The following is a 14,751-nucleotide window of genomic DNA, read 5'->3' on the forward strand; positions in this document are numbered from 1 at the left end:
GCATAGGGCTTGGCCACCGGGCTCAGGTCCAGGAGGACCAGAACCTCCTCACCCTCCAGGGCAGTCGCGCTCTCCTGATAGACCCGGTCAAGGAGGGCTTCTGCCTCCACCCGTGGGTTGGACAGGAAGCGGTAAAGGGCTTTGGCCTGGTGGAAGCGGTTCTGGAGGGGAGAAGGGAGCGAGGCCACCATCTCGCTCACCCGGGCTGAGCCTGCGGCCAAGGCGCCCCGCACCACCTCTTCAAACCGTCGGTGGAGGCGCTTATCGGGGGAAAACGCTCGCAAAACGGCCCGTGAACTCCTGGAGCCTGGCCTCGGCCACCTTGAGCATGTCCATGGATCACCCCCGGTACCAGATACGGGCTGCGCCCGCAAGGGGAGATTTACCACGAAACGGAGATGTGGGTAAAGTCCTGGAGATTTACCACGAAACGGAGATGTGGGTAAAGTCCTGTTTCCAAAACCTTGTGGGGCCAGTCCACCACCAAGGCGCTTCCCAGGGGCACGAGGCGGTCTTCCCCCAGGGCCCGGAGCACCGCCCGCACCACCCCCCCGTGGGTGAAGAGGAGGGAGGGCCCCCGTAGCCCCTCTAGGAAGCGGAAGACCCTTTCCTGGAAGGCCTCGAGGCGCTCCCCCCCTGGGGGCGCAAAGCCGTGAAAACGGAGGAGGGCCTCCTTGTGGACCGCCTCCAGCTCCTCCCAGAAAGCCCCCTCCAGGGCCCCGAAGTGGATCTCCCGGAGGGCGGGACTGGGGGTGGGGGCGAAGCCCGCCAGGGCCGCCGTTTCCAGGGCCCGCCTGAGGTCGGAGCTATAGGCGGGAAGGGGCGGGAGGAGGCCCCTTAGGGCCCTCGCCTGCCTCCGCCCCAGGGGGGTGAGGGGAAGGTCCGTCCACCCGAGAAGCCTTCCCTCCCGGTTCCAAAGGGTTTCCCCGTGGCGCACGAGCCAGAGCTCCACGGGACGAGTATATTGGGGGCCATGGATCGGGCGATCCTAGAAGAGGCCCAACGGCGCATGGGGGAGCTCACCAAGCCGCCCCGCTCCCTGGGGTACCTGGAGGAGGTGGCGGTGCGGCTGGCGGCCATCCAGGGCCGGGTGAAGCCGGAGCTCGGCCGGGGGGCGGTGGTGGTGTGCGCCGCCGACCACGGGGTGGTGGCGGAGGGGGTTTCCGCCTACCCCCAGGAGGTCACCCGGCAGATGGTTCTTAACTTCCTCCGAGGGGGGGCCGCCATCAACCAGTTCGCCCTGGCGGCGGACTGCGAGGTCTACGTGCTGGACGTGGGGGTCATCGGGGACCTTCCCGACCACCCTAGGCTCCTCAAGTGCAAGGTGCGGGAGGGGACCCGCAACCTGGCCCATGAGCCCGCCCTCACCCGGGAGGAGGCGGAAAGGGCCCTCTTGGCGGGGCGGGAGGCGGCCAGGCGGGCCCTGGCGGAGGGGGCCACCCTCCTGGCCGCGGGGGACATGGGCATCGGCAACACCACCGCGGCCGCCGCCCTCACCGCTGGGCTCTTGGGCCTTCCCCCGGAGGAGGTGGTGGGCCGGGGGACGGGGGTGGGGGAGGAGGGCCTCAAGCGCAAGCGGGAGGCGGTGGCGCGGGCCCTCGCCCGCCTGCGGCCCGGGATGGACCCCCTGGGGGTGGCGGCGGAGGTGGGGGGCCTCGAGCTCCTCGCCATCGCCGGGGTCTACCTGGAGGGGTACGCCCAGGGGGTGCCCTTGGTCCTGGACGGCTTTCCCGTGACCGCGGGGGCCTTTTTGGCCTACCGCATAGAGCCCGGAATCCGGGACCACTTCTTCGCCGGCCACCTCTCCCGGGAGCCCGGCCACCGCCACCTCCTGGAGGCCCTGGGTCTGAGGCCCCTCTTGGACCTGGACCTGGCCCTGGGGGAGGGGACGGGGGCGGTCCTCGCCATGCCGCTTCTGAGGGCGGCGGGGCGCATCCTGCATATGGCCACCTTCGCCGAGGCGGGGGTTTCCCGGGGCGGGTAGGTGTTTAGGGCCCTTTTGGCCGCCTTTTCCCTCCTTTCCGTCCTGCCCGTGCCCGTGGCGCTCCGGGCGGAGGACTTCCGCCGGGGCGTGGCCTTTTTCCCCCTGGTGGGCTACGCCTTGGGGGGCTTTCTCGCCCTCCTTGCGCTCCTCCCCTTGCCCGTGGGGCTCCTTGCGGCCCTCCAGGCGGCCTTTCTTCTCGGCCTCACGGGCTTCTTGCACCTGGACGGCCTCCTGGACGCCGCCGATGCCCTTTTGGGCCACCGCCCGCGGGAGGAGCGGCTCCGCATCCTCAAGGACCCCCACCTGGGGCCCTTCGCCTTCGGCGTGGGGGGGCTTTACCTCCTTCTCCTCTGGCAGGCCCTGGCCCTGGCCCAAGACCCCCGCTTCCTCCTCCTCTTCCCGGGCTTCACCCGCTTCGCCTGTCTGCCCTTCCTCCACCTTTACCCCCTCCTGGGCCCGGGGATGGCGGCCGCCGTTCGGGGGGGCCTTGGGGGCTCGCCCTGCTCCTCGCCCTTCCCTTTCCCCTCCTCTTTCCCTTGCCGGCACTGTTCGCCCTCCTCGCCGCCTTCCTCGTGGCCCGGCTGGCCCTGGCCCGGCTCGGGGGGCTCAACGGAGACATCCTGGGGGCCATGATCTCCTTAGCGGAGCTTTTCGCCCTGCTAGGCTATGCCCTATGGAAGAACCTCGGCGGCTGAAGCCCTACACGAGGCCCCAAGGGGAGCGGCGGGGGCTCCTTATCGTCTACACCGGGGACGGCAAGGGCAAGAGCACCGCCGCCTTCGGCCTCGCCCTCCGGGCCCATGGGCGGGGCCTAAGGGTGCGGATCTTCCAGTTCCTCAAGCACGCCAGCGCCCGCTTCGGGGAGCACCGGGCCTTCGCCCTTCTCGGCATCCCCATAGAGGGGCTGGGGGACGGCTTCACCTGGAAAAGCCACGACCTCGCCGCCTCCGCCCGCCTGGCCCAGGAGGGCTGGGGGAGGGCCAAGGAGGCCATCCTGTCCGGGGAATACGATCTTGTGGTCCTGGACGAGGCCACCTACCCCTTGCGCTACGGCTGGGTCCCCTTGGAGGCGTTCCTGGAGACCCTACGGGCCCGCCCGGCCCACGTGCACGTGGTGGTCACGGGGAGGGGGGCTCCGGAGGCCCTTTTGGCCCTGGCGGACACGGTGACGGAGATGCGCAAGCTCAAGCACGCCTTTGACGCGGGCGTGCCGGCCCAAAGGGGGATTGAGCACTGATGCGCCTGGTCCTAGCGGCACCCCACTCCGGGGCGGGAAAGACCACCCTGGCCCTCGCCTTGGCCCTGGCCCTGGGGGAGCGGGGCCTACGGGTGCAGCCCTTCAAGGTGGGACCCGACTACATTGACCCCACCCACCTCGAGGCCGCCACCGGCCGCAGGCCCTACAACCTGGACGGCTTCTTCCTGGATGAGGCGGGCCTCCTCGCCCTCTTCCGCCACGGGGCGAGGGGGGCGGACTTCGCCCTGGTGGAAGGGGTCATGGGCCTCTTTGACGGCAAGGACCCCCACGGGCGGGTGGGCTCCACCGCGCAGGTGGCCAAGCTCCTCGGGGCCCCCGTGGCCCTGGTGGTGGACGCCAAGGGCATGGCGGGGTCCATCGCCGCCCTGGTGCGGGGCTTCCGCGACCACGACCCGGGGCTTCGCCTCGTGGGGGTCTTCGCCAACCGGGTGGGCTCCGAGCGGCATGCGGAGATCCTCGAGGAGGCCCTGAGGCCCTTGGGCCTTCCCCTTCTGGGCTGGCTGCCCCAGGACCCCGCCCTCGCCCTGCCCGAGCGGCACCTGGGCCTGGTCCTGGCGGGGGAGGCGCCGCCCCCCTTGGAGTCCTTGAGGCGGGCCTTCCGGGTGGACCTGGAGGCGGTCCTCCGCCTGGCGGCCTCCGCCCTGCCCCTTCCCGAGGCCCCGCCTTTCCTGCCCGAAAGGCGGCCGCCTCGAGCCCGGGTGGCCTACGCCTGGGATCGGGCCTTCCGCTTCTACTACCCCGAGGCCCTGGAGCTCCTTCAGGCCCTGGGGGCCGAGCTCCTCCCCTTTAGCCCCCTGGAGGACGAGGCCCTGCCCCAGGCGGAGGCCCTCCTCCTCGGGGGCGGCTACCCCGAGCTCTTCGCCGAGCGGCTTTCGGAAAACCGGGCCCTCAGGGAGGCCATCCGCCGCTTCCCCGGGCCCGTGGTGGCGGAGTGCGGGGGGTACATGTACCTCTCCCAGGGGCTTTGGGTGGGGGAGCGGTTCTACCCCATGGTGGGCCGGGTTCCCGGGGAGGCCCGGATGGCGGAAAGGCCCCTTCTGGGCTACCGGGAGGTGGTGGCCCTGCGGGATAGCCCCGTGGCCCGGGCGGGGGAGGTCTTTAGGGGGCACGAGTTCCACTACGCAAGGCTTCCCCCCTCCCCAAGCCCCGCCTGGCGCCGGGCGGGGGGAGAGGAGGTGGAGGGGTACACGGATGGTCGGGTGTTGGCGAGCTTCGTCCACCTCTACCTCCCCGCCCGGAGAGGAGGAGTGGAGCGGTTTCTGGGCTTGGCAGAGGGTGGGGGGGAGCACTTTTAAAAATAAAGTGCCCCCATACCCTTGAAGTATGGAGCTCGGCCTTTACACCTTTGGCGAACGGACCCTGGACCCTGAGCTTGGCCGTCCTCCCACGGCGGAGGAACGGCTAAAGCGACTTTTGGAAGAGGCGGAGCTGGCCGAGCAAGCGGGCCTCGCCCTCTTCGCCGTGGGGGAGCACCACCGGGAGGACTACGCGGTCTCGGCCCCGGCGGTGGTCCTTGCCGCCATGGCTTCCCGCACCCGGAGGATCCGGCTGGCGAGCGCCGTGGTGGTCCTTTCTTCGGACGACCCCATCCGGGTCTTCCAGCAGTTCGCCACCTTGGACCTCCTCTCCGGGGGGCGGGCGGAGCTTTGGGTGGGGCGGGGCTCGTTCGTGGAGTCCTTCCCCCTTTTCGGCTACGACCTGCGGGACTACGAGGCCTTGTTTGAGGAGAAGCTCGCCCTTCTCCTCAAAATCCGGGAAGAGGAGAAGGTTCACTGGCCTGGGGGGCGCTTCACCAAGCCCATCCCCGGCCTCGGGGTCTACCCGAGGCCCAAGCAGAACCCTTTGCCGGTTTGGGTGGCCGCCGGCGGTAGCCTGGAGTCCGCTGTGCGCGCCGGACGGCTCGGGCTCCCCTTGGTCCTCGCCATCATCGCCGGGACCCCGAAGCGCTTCCTCCCCTTCGTGGAGCTTTACCGGAAGACGGCCCGGGAGCACGGCCACACCCCGAGGCTCACCCTGGCCGCCCATGGCTTTTTAGCCGAGGACGACGCTGAAGCCTTCCGCCTCGCCGCCCCCGCCTTCTTGGCGGTGATGAACAAGATCGGGCGGGAGCGGGGGTGGCGGCCCTTGGACCTCAGCTACTTCGCCTGGTCCCGGGGCCTCGAGGGGGCCGACTTCATCGGTGACCCCCTTAGGGTGGCGGAGAAGGCCCTCTACTGGTATGAACTCTTCCGCCCCGAAAGGTTCGTCCTTCAGCTTTCCGTGGGCACCCTGCCCCATGCCAAGGTGCTCCGGGCCATTGAGCTTTTGGGCGGCGAGGTTCTACCCCGGGTGCAAAGGGCCCTCGCTACACCCCCTGCCGCAGGATAGGGAGGAGCTCGGGCCGCACCAGCTCGGGGGGCGGGGTTTTCCCTTCCCGGAGGAGGGCGCGCACCTTGGTCATGCTGATGGAAAGCCGCTTTTCCCGGTGGGCCTCCGGGCAGGTCCTCTCCGAGGCGATGCCGCCGCAGAGGGGGCAGTGGAAGACGGCTCCCACCCGGAGGATCTCTATCCCCAAGGGGGGAAGCTGGTCAAAGATGCGGTGGGCGGCGTAGGGATCGTAAAAGTCCCCCACCCCGGCGTGGTCCCGGCCCACCAGGAAGTGGGTGGCCCCGAAGTTCTTGCGCACCAGGGCGTGGAAGACCGCCTCCTTGGGCCCGGCGTAGCGCATGGGGGTGGCGAGGCCAAAGAGGACCACCCGGTCCTGGGGGAGGAACTCCCGGAGGAGGCGCTCATAGGCCCGGAGGACCACCTCCGTGGGGAAATCGTCCGCCTTCTTGGCCCCCAGGATGGGGTGAACCAGGACCCCGTCCGCCAGCTCCAGGCCCAGCCGGACCAGGTACTCGTGGGCCCGGTGGGGGGCGTTGCGGGTCTGGAAGGCCACCACCGTGCGCCAGCCCCGCTCCCGGAAGTGGGCCCGCGCTTCCTCGGGGGTCTTCTCCAGGGGGCCGCGGGCCCGGGGCTTAAGCACCTCCACCTTCCCCCCAAGGGCGTAGGGCCCCTTGGCGTAGAGCCGCGCCACCCCGGGGTGGGCCTCGCTCTCCGTGCCGAAGACCTCTTTGGCCAAGCGCCTGAGGTCCAGGGCGTAGGCGTCCGACACGTGCAGGAGGGCCACCCGCTCCCCTTGGTAAAGGAGGGCCACGGTGTCCCCAGGGCCCACCCGGGGTTTCTCCGGGGCCTGCAGGAGGATGGGGATGGTCCAGACCTCCCCCGTGGGCAGGCGCATGGTCTCGGCCACGCTTAGGGCTTCCTCCCGGGTCATGAAGCCCCGGACGGGGGCGAAGGCCCCCGTGGCCAAGTTCTCCAGGTCCAAACGCTCGTCCTCGCCGATGGCAAGGGTGGGAAGGGTTTCCACCATGGGTTACCTCCGTAGAAGGGCTTCCGTTTCCCGAGGGGCTTCCTCCAAGACCCGCACCACCTCTCCCAGGATCCAGAGGGCGGGGGCTTCCACGGCCACCTTACCTTGGGCCACCTCGCCAAGGCGGGCGGGGATTCGGCGCTCTTTGGGCGTGGTGGCCCGCTCCACGAAGAGGATGGGCTCTTCCGGCACACGCCCTAGGCGCAGGAGTTCCTGGGCGATCCAGACCCGCCTTTTTACCCCCATGAGCACCACCAGGGTGGGGGCCTGGGCGAAGGGGCTAAGGTCGGGGTAGCCGCCCCCCTCCAGTACCCCGGAAACGGCGGCGAAGCCGTGGGCTAGGCCCCGGTGGGTGAGGGGAAGGCCTGGGCTGAGCACGCTGCTCACCCCGGGGACCACCTCCACGGGGATGCCGTGCCGTAGGAGGAAAAGCGCCTCCTCCCCGCCCCGGCCGAAGACCATGGGGTCCCCGCCCTTTAGCCGCACCACGAAGGGATAGCGGCGGGCGTAGGAGAGGAGGAGGCGGTGGATGGCCTCCTGTTTCTCGCTTTCCCCCTCCTCCTTGCCCACGTAGACCTTTTGCCCGGGGACGAGGTCCAGGATGCGCCCGTCCACCAGGCGGTCGTGGAGGACCACGGGGGCCCTTTGCAGGAGGTGGAAGGCCTTCAGGGTGAGGAGCTCGGGATCGCCGGGGCCCGCCCCCACCAGGTAGACCTTACCCATGGGCCACCCCCCGGTAGATGAGTTGCCCCCCGATAAAGAGGAGCCAGAGGAGGAGGGCAAGCCGGAGGGGCTCCCTGGGCAGGCGGGTGGCGAAGAGGGCGCCAAAGGTGGCGCCCAAGATGCCCCCAGTGGCTAGGGCAAGGAGGAGGCCAAGGTCTGCCTGGCCAAAGAGGAGGTGCACCCCGCCCCCTAGGAGGGCGAGGACCAGGCCGAAGAGGAGGTCCGTGCCCACCACCTGCTGGGGGGAAAGCCGCGTGGCGTAGAGGAGGAGGAGGGTTCCCAAGGCCCCGGCCCCGGCGGAGGAGAAGCCCACCTCGAGGCCGATCCCAAAGGCCGCGGGGGGAAGGAGCCCGGGTTTTTCCCGCCCCAGAACACGCCCGCGAAGGCTCTGCCAGATGCCCAAGGCCGCGGAGGCCACCACGGTGAGCCCCACCAGGAGGAGGACCAGGTCCTTGGCCCCTTTGAGGCCGGTGAGGAGGAGGCTTCCCAAGAGTACCCCAGGCACGCCCCCCAGGAGGAGGAGCCCGAGCGCCTTGGGCGCCACCTGCCCGCGGGCGAGGTACACCGCCCCCGCCGGAACCTTGACCAGGAAGCCGAAGAGGAGCGCCGTGCCCACCGCCACCTGCGGGGGAAGCCCCAGGGCCAGGATGAGGAGGGGAGCGGTGACGGTGCCTGCGCCCACCCCCGTGACCCCGATGGCGAAGGCGATGAGGAAGCCCAGGAGAAGGGCCATGCTACCCCTCCTTCCCGTGGAGGTGGATGCCGCACTCCAGCTTCCCCTTGCCCGCCCAGCGCCCGGAGCGGGGGTCGTTTGGGTCTAGGGGCTTTGCGGTGCAGGGGGCGCAGCCGATGGAGAAGTAGCCCTGTTCGTAAAGGGGCAGGTAGGGGAGGTCCTGGACCGCCAGGTAGGCGAAAACCTCCTTGAGCGTCCAGTCGTAGAGGGGGCTCACCTTCCTCAATCGGTGTCCTGAAGGGAGGAGGGCTTCCTCCAGGGGCTGGAGGTGGGCCCGGGTGGGGGACTGCTCCCGCCTAAGGCCCGTGAACCAGGTATCGTACGCCTCCAGGGCCTGGAAAAGGGGCTCCACCTTGCGGATCTGGCAGCAGCGGTGGGGGTCGGTCTCGTAAAGCCGCCCGTAGCGGGCTTCCTGCTCCTCCCGGGAAAGGGTGGGGGTGAGGTTCACCAGGCGGAAGCCCAACCGCCTCTGCAACGCGTCCCGGTAGGCGTAGACCTCGGGGAAGTGGTAGCCGGTGTCCAGGAAGAGGACGGGGATGTCGGGCTTGGCCTTTAGGAGGAGGTGGAGCACCGCCACGTCCTCCGCCTGGAAGCTGCAGGTGAAGCAGGGGCTTTGGCTTTGCGCCAGGGCTTCCTCCACCAGGGTTTGCGCCGCCTTCACCTTGTCCATGCCGCCACCTCCTCGGTTAGGGCCTTCTCGGCCTGGGCTATGGCCTTGGCCAGGCCTTCTTGGGGGTCCAGGTCCAACGCTTCCAGGGCTTGGTCCACGATGCGGTACCAGAGCTGCTTCCGTTCCTCAAAGCTCGGGATCCGGGCGATTTTGGGCCTTAGGGTGCGGAGGAAGGCCACGAGCTCCCCATAGGCTTCCGGGAAAAGCTGGCCGAGCCGTTCCTTGAGGCGCACGGCCAAGGCGGGGGCCGCCCCCGAGGTGGAAAGGGCCACCAGGAGCTCCCCGCGGCGGAGGACAGCGGGGAGGATGGCGCTGGCGTTTTCCGGGTCGTCCACGGCCACGAGGAAGACCCGGCGCCGCTCCGCCTCGGCCTTGACCTGGGGGTGGATGGCCTTGTCCTTGGGGTGGCTCACCACCAGGAAGTAGCCCTCCAGGTCCCCTTCCCGGTAGCCCCGTCGGAGCCAGCGGATCCTCCCCTCCCTTTCCAAGGCCGCAAGGCCCCAGGCGTCCTCCTCCGCCAGGACCGTGGCCCGGGCCCCGGCCTGGAGGAGGGCGTGGAGCTTGGCCCCGGTTTCCGGGCCCCCGGCGATGAGGAGGACGGGGCGGTTTTGGAGGTCTAGCATCAAGGGGAAATAGGTCATACCGCCTCCTGGAAAAGGGCCCTCTTGAAGCCCTGGAGCATGCTGCCTAAACGTTCCGTTTCGTCCACGTAAAAGGGCTTCACCCCCCACTCCCTCAGGGCGTCCGCGGTGACGCGGCCCACGGCTAGGGCCTTCGCCCGGGCGTTGAGGGCTTCCCTTAAGGCCTGGGGGTCTTTGGCCCCTTCAAAGAGGAACTCCACCTGGATGGCGGCCACGAAGGCCACCGCCTCCACGGCGCCTTCCCGGATGGCCGCCTCCAGGGCCCGGATGCCTTCGGGGTTGGGCAGGTGGCGGTAGGGCATGAGGGGAAGGACCGCATACCCCCGTTGGGCCAGGGCGGCTTCCAGAAGGGGTAGGGGCTTGCCGTAAAGCTGGAGCGCCGCCCTGCCGGGGCCTGGGGGGAGGAGGGGGATGAGGCTTGGGCTCGTGCCGTCCCCCGTGGCGTGGGGGGGTAGCCCCTCTTCCCGCAGGACCCGGGCCGCCTTGGCGCCCCGGGCCAGGCGGTGGGCTTGGGCCAGGGGGGCCTTAAGGTCCAGGCCCAGGGCCCTACCCCCCTCCAAGAGGTCCCGCACCCCCACCCCGGTGGTGGCGAGGAAGAGGTTCACCCCTTGGCTCAGTTCCCGAAGGCGGTCCTGGTACTCGGGCACGGGTACCCTTTCCGTGCTCTGGGCGGGGAGGAGCAAAGGCGTGAAGCCGAGCTTCTCCGCCAGGGCTTTAAACTCCTCCCTTCGCCTTAGGCCGGCGTAGGCGATGCGCATGGCCACCTCCCTATACGGCGCACTCCCCGCGCCCAAGCTGCACGCTGAACGCCTCTCCTTCCGCCCCCAGGTCCTGGTAGAACTCCGGGGCCTCCGCGTAGGGAGGTACCTCCTGAAGGTCCTGGAGAAGGGCCTTGAAGGAGGCGGGCCCCACGCGGTCCAAGTAGGCTTGGAAGCTCTCCCCATTCTGCCGCTCCACCTCGTAGCGCTTTAGGATCCGCTCCACCGCCTCGGGGACCCGGCGGGCGGGGATGCGGCCCACCACCTGGCCGAAGCGGGCCTCCCCCTCCCGGGTGCGCCCGCCCAAGAGGAGGACGTAGTGGGGCACCTCGCGGTCCCCCACCTTGCGGCTGGAGCCGTAAAAACCGATGTCGGCGATGTGGTGCTGGCCGCAGGAGTTGGGGCAGCCGGAGATCTTGATGCTGATGGCCTTCACCCCTGGGTCCTGGGCCAGGGGTAGGGCCTCCAGCCTTTCCCCCAGGGCTTGGGCTAGGCCCCGGGAGCGGGTGATGGCCAGGTTGCAGGTGTCGGCCCCAGGGCAGCGGGTGATGTCCAGGACGGTGTGGGCCTCGGCGTGGGCTAGGCCCGCCTGCAAAAGGGCCTCGTAAAGCCCGCCTAAAGCCTCCTCCGGGACGAAGCGGAGGAGGAGGTTCTGGCTGATGGCGCTCCGGATCTCCCCGGCGTAGGTCTCGGCGATCCCCGCCAGGGCCCTAAGGCCCTCCGGGGTGATGTCCCCCAAGGGGAGGCGCACGGAAACGGTGTAGAAGCCCTCCTGCTTCTGCCGGAAGAGGTTCGTGCGCCGCCAGGTGTCAAAGCCCGGGGCGAAGGAGAAGGGCTTTTGGGGAGGATTGGGGAGGCGGGGGGGCGGGGCGTCCTCGGGAGGGGCCCAGGCCTCGAGGTCCGCCCCGCTGGCCGTGAGCTTCACCAGGCGCCGTTCCTCCCGCACCGCCTCCCGGAAGGCGGCGATGCCCCACTTCTTCACCAAGAACTTGAGCCGGGCCTGGGTGAGGACCTTGCGGTTCCCGTAGCGGTCAAAGAGGCGGATGATGGCGAGCATGGTGGGGAGGAGGTCCTCCTCGGGGGTGAAGGGTTCCAAAAGCTCGGCGCTCATGGGGGCCGCCCCAAGCCCCCCGCCCACGTAGATGCGGAAGCCCCGCTTTCCCCCCTCCACCGCCGCCACCACCCCGATGTCGTGGATGGGGGTGCGGGCGTGGTCCGTGGCGCACCCCTCAAAGGCCACCTTGAACTTACGGGGCAGGTTCTGCCCCACGGGGTGGCGGAGGAAGTAGCGGTAGGCCTTTTCCGCATAGGGGGTGACGTCAAAGGGCTCCTCCGGGGAGACCCCGGCGTAGGGGCAGCAGGTGATGGCCCGGATGGAGTGGCCGCAGGCCTCCCGGGTGGTGAGGCCCACGGCGTTCACCGCCCGGAGCACCTTGGGCACGTCCCGGCGGTGCACGTGGTGGAGCTGCACCGCCTGGCGGGTGGTCACGTGGGCCAGGCGGTTTTCCGTGTAGCGCTCGGCCACCTCCGCCAGCACCCTTAGGCCTTCAGGGGTGGTGCGGCCCACGGGGAGCTTGATGCGGATCATGTGGTGCTCGGGGCGTCCCCGGATCCCATAGATCCCGTTCTTAAGGCGAAAGACCCGGAAGTCCTCGGGGTCTTCCTCCCCCGCCTCGAGGCGGGCGATCATGGCCTCGAGGTAGCGGATTTCCGCTTCCACCGCTTCGTCCTGCTGGATCTCCCTAACCCCTGGCATCTTCCCTCCCTCCCCCGGCCTCGGGGGTTACCCAGGAGGATATACCATTGAGTCTGTAAAAGTCAAGGGTATGCGCCACCAAATCCTGGGCCCCATAGGGGGAATGGACGGGGGTTGGGGCGACGTGGGAGGGGTCCCTGCGGGTGTTCCCGCTAGGTGGAGGCCGAGGCCGCTTAGGGCTACGCCCAAGGCCAGAGCCCCCCACCGGGCCGGGATGGGAAGGGTTTGGCCCGGGGCGTCCCCAAAGGGTTGGAAGAGGGGTAACAAAAGAAGGCCAAGGGCTAGGGGGGAAGGAGGGCGGCAAGGAAGAGGAAAAGTGCCCCGGCAAGAAGGAGCAGAAAGGCCGCCACGGCCAGGCCCAGGTGCATGGGGTTGGGCCTGGGGGGGAGAATGAAGGGAGCCACAGGAGAAGGGCGAAGGCGAGACGGGGGCGCATGGGTTTTTCCCAGGGTAGCTTCCTTCCCTTTCCGGCAAGGGGGGCGTGCTATAGTAAGGGGGCAGGCTAGGGGTGCCCCAATGGAGGGGCTGAGAGCTGGGTTCTTCCCAGCAACCCTTGGAACCTGATCCGGGTAATGCCGGCGGAGGGAAGCCTATGCGGAAGACCCAAATCCCCCAAAACCCAACACCCCGTGGGCCGCGTGGGCTTTTCCCGCTGGCCTGAGGGGGTGGAAGGTTGCTTGGGAGGCTCTACCTGGTGGTGACCCCAAGGCCGGGGTGGTCTAGGGAAACGATTTTGGACCGCACCGAGCGGGCCCTTGGGGGCGGCGTGGAGGTTTTGCAGCTTCGGGCCAAGGACTGGGAGGCGAGGCCCATCCTGGAGCTGGGAGAGCGGATGCTGGCCTTGGCCCAGGGCTACGGGGTTCCCTTTTTCCTCAACGACCGCCCGGACCTGGCCGCCCTCCTGGGGGCGGACGGGGTGCACCTGGGGCAGGGGGACCTCACGCCCGAGGAGGCGCGGCGCTTCTTCCAGGGCTTAATCGGCCGCTCCACCCACGCCCCGGAGCAGGCGCTAAAGGCCCTGGATGAGGGGGCCGATTACCTTTCCGTGGGGCCGGTGTGGGAGACGCCCACCAAGCCGGGGCGGAAAGCGGCGGGGCTGGGCTACGTCCGCTTTGCGGCGGAGCACCTGGGGGAGAAGCCCTGGTTCGCCATCGGCGGGATTGACCTCACCAACCTGGACCGGGTCCTCGAGGCTGGGGCGAGGCGCGTGGTGGTGGTTCGGGCCATCCTGGACGCCGAGGACCCCGAGGGCGCGGCCAAGGCCTTCCGGGAGCGGCTTTATGGTGTGGCTTAACGGCGAGCCCAAGCCCTTGGAGGGCAGGACGCTTAAAGAGGTCCTGGAGGAACTGGGGGTGGCCTTGGAACGGGTCGCCGTCCTCCTCAACGAGGAGGCCTTCCCTGGGGCTGAGGTGCCGGAGCGGGTCCTAAAGGAGGGCGACGTGGTGGAGGTGGTGGCCCTGATGCAGGGAGGCTAGATGGATAGCTGGAAGGTGGGCGACCGGGAGCTAAAAAGCCGCCTCATCCTGGGGTCCGGCAAGTTCAAGGACTTTGGGGTGATGCGGCAGGCCATAGAGGCGGCGGGAGCGGAGGTGGTGACGGTTTCCGTGAGGCGGGTGGAGGTGGGGGCCCCGGGGCACGTGGGGCTTCTGGAGGCCCTGGAGGGGGTGCGGCTTCTCCCCAACACCGCCGGGGCCAAGACGGCGGAGGAGGCGGTGCGCCTCGCCCGGCTGGGCCGCCTCCTCACCGGGGAGAACTGGGTGAAGCTGGAGGTCATCCCCGATTCCACCTACCTTCTCCCTGACCCCTTGGAGACGCTCAAGGCCGCGGAGAGGCTTTTGGAGGAGGGCTTCGTGGTCCTGCCCTACATGGGGCCCGACCTGGTCCTGGCCAAGCGGCTTGCCGCCCTCGGCACCGCCACGGTGATGCCCTTGGCCGCCCCCATCGGCTCGGGCTGGGGGGTGAGGACCCGGGCCCTTCTGGAGCTCTTCGCCCGGGAGCGCCCAAGCCTCCCCCCGGTGGTGGTGGACGCCGGGCTTGGCCTTCCCTCCCATGCCGCGGAGGTGATGGAGCTCGGGCTGGATGCCGTCCTGGTCAACACCGCCATCGCCGAGGCGGAGGACCCCGTGGCCATGGCCGAGGCCTTCCGGCTTGCGGTGGAGGCGGGGAGGAGGGCCCATCTGGCAGGCCCCATGCGGCCAAGGGAGGCGGCGAGCCCCTCGAGCCCCACGGAGGGGGTACCCTTGGGGAGGCGGGGGTGAGGGCCGAGGTGGCCGTGGTGGGGGCGGGGATCATCGGGGCCCTCACCGCCTACGAGCTCGCCAAGCGGGGGCTTCAGGTGGTCCTCCTGGATGCGGGGAAGGAGGGGGCCGCCACCCGGGCGAGCGCCGGGATGCTCGCCCCCTACCCCGAGGGGCTTTCGGGAGAGCTTCTTGAGGCGGGCCTTTTCGCCCTGGACTACTACCCCGAGCTTTTGGCGGAGCTAAGGGACGAGGGTTTTCCCGTGGAGGCCGGCTTTTCCGGCACCTTCGTGGTGGCCCTGGGGGAAGGGGAGAAGGCGGCCTGGCAGGCGGAGGAGGCCCTGCCCTATCCGGTGCGGGGGGGCTTGGGGGTGAGGCGCTTTCCCGGGGGCTACCTCCACGCCGCGGCGCTCCGGGAGGCCCTCCTCGCCCTCCTGGCCCGGAGGGGTGTTTCCCTCTGGCCCGTGGAGGTGGAGGCGGTGGAGGAGGGAAGGGTGGCCTTCCCGGGGGGTGCGGTGCAGGCCCGGCATGTGGTCCTTGCCGTGGGAGCCTGGGCCGCCCGCTTTGGCCTCGGGGTGCGGCCCCTTAGGGGGGAGG

The 14,751-nt window shown here is 69.8% G+C and carries 17 protein-coding genes, 2 pseudogenes and 1 riboswitch; of the genes and pseudogenes, 9 read left to right on the plus strand and 10 right to left on the minus strand.

Annotated features, from left to right (window positions below):
- Together QT17_RS04005 and QT17_RS04010 are read right to left on the minus strand one after the other, a co-directional pair.
- Positions 1-233 (minus strand): annotated as a pseudogene (locus QT17_RS04005) (hypothetical protein); the annotation flags it as partial.
- 149 nt (positions 234-382) lie between these two features.
- Positions 383-952, minus strand: coding sequence for a histidine phosphatase family protein (locus QT17_RS04010; RefSeq protein ID WP_052155150.1), 570 nt, complete (start codon positions 950-952; stop codon positions 383-385).
- Between the two features lie 21 nt (positions 953-973).
- Here QT17_RS04010 and cobT point away from each other — a divergent pair, with 21 nt between their 5' ends.
- The 5 genes and pseudogenes from cobT (at position 974) to QT17_RS04035 (ending at position 5,609) form a co-directional block, all read left to right on the plus strand.
- Entirely contained in the window at positions 974-1,984 is a 1,011-nt protein-coding gene (gene cobT / locus QT17_RS04015) for a nicotinate-nucleotide--dimethylbenzimidazole phosphoribosyltransferase (RefSeq protein ID WP_039456682.1), read from the plus strand.
- Positions 1,985-2,679 (plus strand): annotated as a pseudogene (locus QT17_RS04020) (adenosylcobinamide-GDP ribazoletransferase).
- Positions 2,658-3,221: a cob(I)yrinic acid a,c-diamide adenosyltransferase gene (gene cobO, locus QT17_RS04025; protein ID WP_039456684.1), complete on the plus strand. Its 564-nt coding sequence runs from the start codon at positions 2,658-2,660 to the stop codon at positions 3,219-3,221. Before QT17_RS04020 ends, cobO begins: the two are co-directional and overlap by 22 nt.
- Entirely contained in the window at positions 3,221-4,537 is a 1,317-nt protein-coding gene (locus QT17_RS04030; RefSeq protein ID WP_039456687.1) for a cobyrinate a,c-diamide synthase, read from the plus strand. The genes cobO and QT17_RS04030 overlap by 1 nt, the downstream gene beginning before the upstream one ends.
- Before the next feature lie 28 nt (positions 4,538-4,565).
- Entirely contained in the window at positions 4,566-5,609 is a 1,044-nt protein-coding gene (locus QT17_RS04035) for an LLM class flavin-dependent oxidoreductase (protein WP_039456689.1), read from the plus strand.
- Here QT17_RS04035 and sat read toward each other — a convergent pair.
- The 8 genes from sat to QT17_RS14705 all read right to left on the minus strand — a co-directional run bounded on the left by sat (position 5,587) and on the right by QT17_RS14705 (position 12,321).
- A complete protein-coding gene (gene sat / locus QT17_RS04040) occupies positions 5,587-6,636 on the minus strand; it encodes a sulfate adenylyltransferase (RefSeq protein WP_039456692.1) in 1,050 nt (349 codons plus the stop codon). The two genes, QT17_RS04035 and sat, sit on opposite strands and share 23 nt — an antisense overlap.
- A gap of 3 nt (positions 6,637-6,639) precedes the next feature.
- Positions 6,640-7,359 carry a uroporphyrinogen-III C-methyltransferase gene (gene cobA, locus QT17_RS04045; RefSeq protein WP_039456694.1) on the minus strand — a complete coding sequence of 240 codons (720 nt, stop codon included), beginning with the start codon at positions 7,357-7,359 and terminating at the stop codon, positions 6,640-6,642.
- A complete protein-coding gene (locus tag QT17_RS04050) occupies positions 7,352-8,092 on the minus strand; it encodes a sulfite exporter TauE/SafE family protein (RefSeq protein ID WP_039456697.1) in 741 nt (246 codons plus the stop codon). Before QT17_RS04050 ends, cobA begins: the two co-directional genes overlap by 8 nt.
- Position 8,093: 1 nt before the next feature.
- A complete protein-coding gene (locus QT17_RS04055; protein WP_039456700.1) occupies positions 8,094-8,762 on the minus strand; it encodes a phosphoadenylyl-sulfate reductase in 669 nt (222 codons plus the stop codon).
- Positions 8,750-9,403 carry a bifunctional precorrin-2 dehydrogenase/sirohydrochlorin ferrochelatase gene (locus QT17_RS04060; protein ID WP_039456702.1) on the minus strand — a complete coding sequence of 218 codons (654 nt, stop codon included), beginning with the start codon at positions 9,401-9,403 and terminating at the stop codon, positions 8,750-8,752. The genes QT17_RS04055 and QT17_RS04060 overlap by 13 nt, the downstream gene beginning before the upstream one ends.
- Positions 9,400-10,161, minus strand: coding sequence for a uroporphyrinogen-III synthase (locus tag QT17_RS04065; protein ID WP_039456704.1), 762 nt, complete (start codon positions 10,159-10,161; stop codon positions 9,400-9,402). Before QT17_RS04065 ends, QT17_RS04060 begins: the two co-directional genes overlap by 4 nt.
- A 10-nt stretch (positions 10,162-10,171) precedes the next feature.
- Positions 10,172-11,917, minus strand: a complete 1,746-nt coding sequence (locus QT17_RS04070) for a nitrite/sulfite reductase (RefSeq protein ID WP_052155151.1) — start codon at positions 11,915-11,917, stop codon at positions 10,172-10,174.
- Between the two features lie 281 nt (positions 11,918-12,198).
- Positions 12,199-12,321, minus strand: a complete 123-nt coding sequence (locus tag QT17_RS14705; RefSeq protein WP_255347416.1) for a hypothetical protein — start codon at positions 12,319-12,321, stop codon at positions 12,199-12,201.
- A gap of 90 nt (positions 12,322-12,411) precedes the next feature.
- A riboswitch (TPP riboswitch) is annotated at positions 12,412-12,521 on the plus strand.
- 69 nt (positions 12,522-12,590) lie between these two features.
- Between QT17_RS14705 and thiE the strand changes: the two genes are divergently transcribed.
- The 4 genes from thiE to QT17_RS04090 all read left to right on the plus strand — a co-directional run.
- Entirely contained in the window at positions 12,591-13,211 is a 621-nt protein-coding gene (thiE, locus tag QT17_RS04075; protein WP_039456708.1) for a thiamine phosphate synthase, read from the plus strand.
- Positions 13,198-13,392, plus strand: a complete 195-nt coding sequence (gene thiS, locus QT17_RS04080; RefSeq protein WP_039456710.1) for a sulfur carrier protein ThiS — start codon at positions 13,198-13,200, stop codon at positions 13,390-13,392. Before thiE ends, thiS begins: the two co-directional genes overlap by 14 nt.
- On the plus strand, positions 13,393-14,175 hold the full coding sequence (locus QT17_RS04085) for a thiazole synthase (protein ID WP_039456712.1): 783 nt from the start codon (positions 13,393-13,395) through the stop codon (positions 14,173-14,175). It abuts the gene before it with no gap.
- On the plus strand, positions 14,172-14,751 hold a 580-nt coding region (locus tag QT17_RS04090; RefSeq protein WP_039456713.1), incomplete at its 3' end, for an FAD-binding oxidoreductase. The genes QT17_RS04085 and QT17_RS04090, both read left to right, overlap by 4 nt.

It is taken from the genome of Thermus sp. 2.9, assembly GCF_000794385.1.
GTDB lineage: Bacteria > Deinococcota > Deinococci > Deinococcales > Thermaceae > Thermus > Thermus thalpophilus.